The sequence below is a fragment of the Desulfolutivibrio sp. genome (assembly GCF_036584575.1).
GTDB lineage: Bacteria > Desulfobacterota > Desulfovibrionia > Desulfovibrionales > Desulfovibrionaceae > Desulfolutivibrio.
On the sequence record NZ_JAZHDB010000180.1, the window covers coordinates 1 to 2,698 of the forward strand.

Consider the following 2,698-nt stretch of genomic DNA (forward strand, 5'->3'; position numbering starts at 1 on the left):
TGACCGACAGGCGCGGCGCGGGCAAAAGGGCGGACAGGGCCTCGGGCGTGGTGCGGCGCTCGGATTCGGTGGTCACCAGCAGATACGGCTCTCCGGCAAAATCCTGGGCCGTCTGGCGGCCCGCGACCTGCCGCAGCCGCCAGGCCCGGGGGCTGACGCTGACCACGGGTTTGCCGTAGCGGGACAGGCGTTTTTCGATGAGCCCGGCCTGCTCGGCGAAGCGCCCCGGGGGCATGTAGACCACGAATATCTCCGCCCGGCGCAGGGCCGAGGCGTCCTCGCGCCACCGTCCGGCCGGAATGGGGCGGCCAAATCCCGTGGTCAGGTCGTCCTGGCCAAGGACCACGATCTGGAGGTTCCTGGCCGGGGAGGGCCGGGACAGGCCGTCGTGGGCGATCAGCAGCTCCGGCCGGAAGGCCCCGATGGCCGATTCCACGGCGCGCCGGAGATCCGGGTCGGAGAGCACCGCCGCCCGGGGGGCGTACATGGACAGGGCGATGGCCTGGGCGTCGATCACCCCGGGGTCGGCCCCGGGGGTGGCCCGCATGGTCTGGGGGTCGCGTCCGGCCCGCAGGGGAGGGGTGACCACGGCGGTCCTCAGACCGTGGTGGTCCGCCCAGCCCAGGAGCCAGGAGGTGACCAGCACCGTCCCGGGCAGGCCGGGCTGCATGCCGCCCACGCCCACGCAGGGAAGGCCCGTGGGAAAGGGGGTGGCGAGGCGTCTGGCCAGCCGCATGCCGAGCCCATAGAGGAGGGCGGGCGGCATAAGCAGGGTGGAGAGCAGGTTTTTTACGCGATCCGGGACGGGCATGGTTGGCGAAAGAGCCGGGGGAACCTTGGACGAGATTCCCCCGGCTGATGGTCCTGGGTGTTCCGGCTAGTCACGGCTGGAGCCGAAAAGCCGAAGCATCATGAGGAAGAGGTTGATGAAGTCCAGGTAGAGGGTCAGGGCCCCGAGGATGGTTCCCCGCCGGACGGCCGTGGCGTCGTCCGCCGGGGCGGTCTCGCCCATGACCCGCAGCTTCTGGGTGTCGTAGGCGGTCAGCCCCAGAAAGACCAGCACGCCCACGCAGGAGATGACGAAGTCCATGGCCGCGCTCTTGGTGAAGATGTTCACCACCGAGGCGATGATGATGCCGATAAGGCCCATGAACAGGAAGCTGCCCCAGGAGGTCAGATCCTTCTTGGTGATCAGGCCGTAGACGCTCATGGCCCCGAACATGCCCGCGCTGACCACGAAGGCGTTGAAGATGGCCGTCTGGCTGTAGGCCAGGAAGATGGCCGACAGCGTCAGCCCGTTGAGCGCGCTGTAGAGCAAAAACATCCCGCTGGCCGCGCCGCTGGAGAGGCGGTTTATGGCGGCGCTTAGGCCCACCACCAGGCCCAGTTCGGCGATGATCAGCCCGAAGAACACGATCTGGTTGCCGAGCACCACCTGGGCGATGGCCGGGGTGCTTATGGTGAACAGCGCGGCCACGGCGGTGACGCCAAGCCCCATGCACATCCAGGCGTAGACGCCGCGCATGAAGGCATTGACGACCTCGGCCCGGGCGCGGGTCGATTCCATGGTGCGATACGGTTGGTTCATGTTAAAAACTCCTCCTTCACCTCAAGGTTGCACACATCGGGGTTGCTGTATTTATTCCCTATAACGTCGAAAACACGCAGAGGCAAGGGGAATCGGGCGGACTTTCAGGGCCGGTCGCCGCGTGCGGAGGTCCGCGCCGGGGCGACGCGGCGGCCTGGTGCGGCCCGGGAGGCGTCTTTTCGGTCGCCATGCGTTGGGAGGCGGGGGGACGCGCCCCGGCTCGGCAGGCTTCCCCGGGCGTCTTGCCTCGGCGGCGACCCCCTGGTAGCCTTGGCCCATGACCGCCTCCCCCGCCGCCGCCATCGCCCTTTTGTGGGACCACTCCCACCTGTGGGGGCTTTTATTGCACCGCGCCCTTTCCTTTTCGGGCTTTCCCTTCGTCCTGGTGCGCAGCCGGGATGTGCCGCAGCTTTTGGGCGGCGACGCGCCCCCCAGGCTTCTGGCCGTTCCCGGCGGGTTCGCCAAAAAAAAGCTGGAGGCCCTGGGGGCGGAGGGCGTTGGCGCCGTGCGCCGTTTTGTGGCCGCAGGCGGCGCCTACCTGGGCATCTGCGGCGGCGCGGGGCTGGCCCTGTCCGACCCCGACGGCCTGTCGCTGTGTCCCTGGCGACGGGCCGGGTTCACGAACCGGCTCAAGCATTTCGTCAGCGGCCATGTGGGGGTGGTTCCGGATCGGGGGTCGTCCCTGGTCCCGGAGTGGCTGCCCAGGCGCCCCCTGGTCCCGGTGTGGTGGCCGGCCCGGTTCGCGCCACCCCTGGCCGAGGCCGTGGACGGCGGGATCTTGGCGGCCTACGACGGGCCGGGGCCGGATTTCATGCTGGCCGACCTGGCCGTGGCCGGGCTTCCCCAGGCGACCCTGGATTCCTGGCGGGAGCGGTTCGGGCTTGGGTTCGGGCCGGAGTTTCTGGGGGCCGGGCCATGCATCCTGGCCGGGCGCTTCGGCCGGGGCCGGGTCGTCTTGTCCCACGCCCATCTGGAGACCCCGGATTCGCCCCAGGCCAACGCCTGGCTGATGCACATCCTGGCCGTCCTGACCGGCCAAAGCCCCCCGGCCGCGCCGCCTGGGGCCGTGCCCGCCTGGGTTCCCGACGCCGCGCCGCGCCGGTTCGGGGA

Annotated in this window: 3 protein-coding genes; 1 reads left to right on the forward strand and 2 read right to left on the reverse strand. The window is 69.9% G+C overall.

What is annotated here, in order from left to right; all coding sequences use genetic code 11:
- Positions 1–811: tetraacyldisaccharide 4'-kinase (locus V3572_RS13225; protein WP_332111485.1), on the reverse strand; the 811-nt coding region annotated here is incomplete at its 3' end.
- Positions 812–877: 66 nt separating this feature from the next.
- Positions 878–1,588 (reverse strand): Bax inhibitor-1/YccA family protein, encoded by a 711-nt coding sequence (locus V3572_RS13230; RefSeq protein ID WP_332111486.1) that lies wholly within the window; start codon positions 1,586–1,588, stop codon positions 878–880.
- A 277-nt stretch (positions 1,589–1,865) separates the two neighbouring features.
- Between V3572_RS13230 and V3572_RS13235 the strand changes: the two genes are divergently transcribed.
- A partial coding sequence (locus V3572_RS13235; RefSeq protein WP_332111487.1) for a BPL-N domain-containing protein occupies positions 1,866–2,698 on the forward strand: 833 nt, incomplete at its 3' end.

Bases quoted from the DNA above. Each gene is read 5' to 3' on its own strand.
- V3572_RS13230 (WP_332111486.1), bottom strand. From the start codon at position 1,588: ATGAACCAACCGTATCGCACCATGGAATCGACCCGCGCCCGGGCCGAG.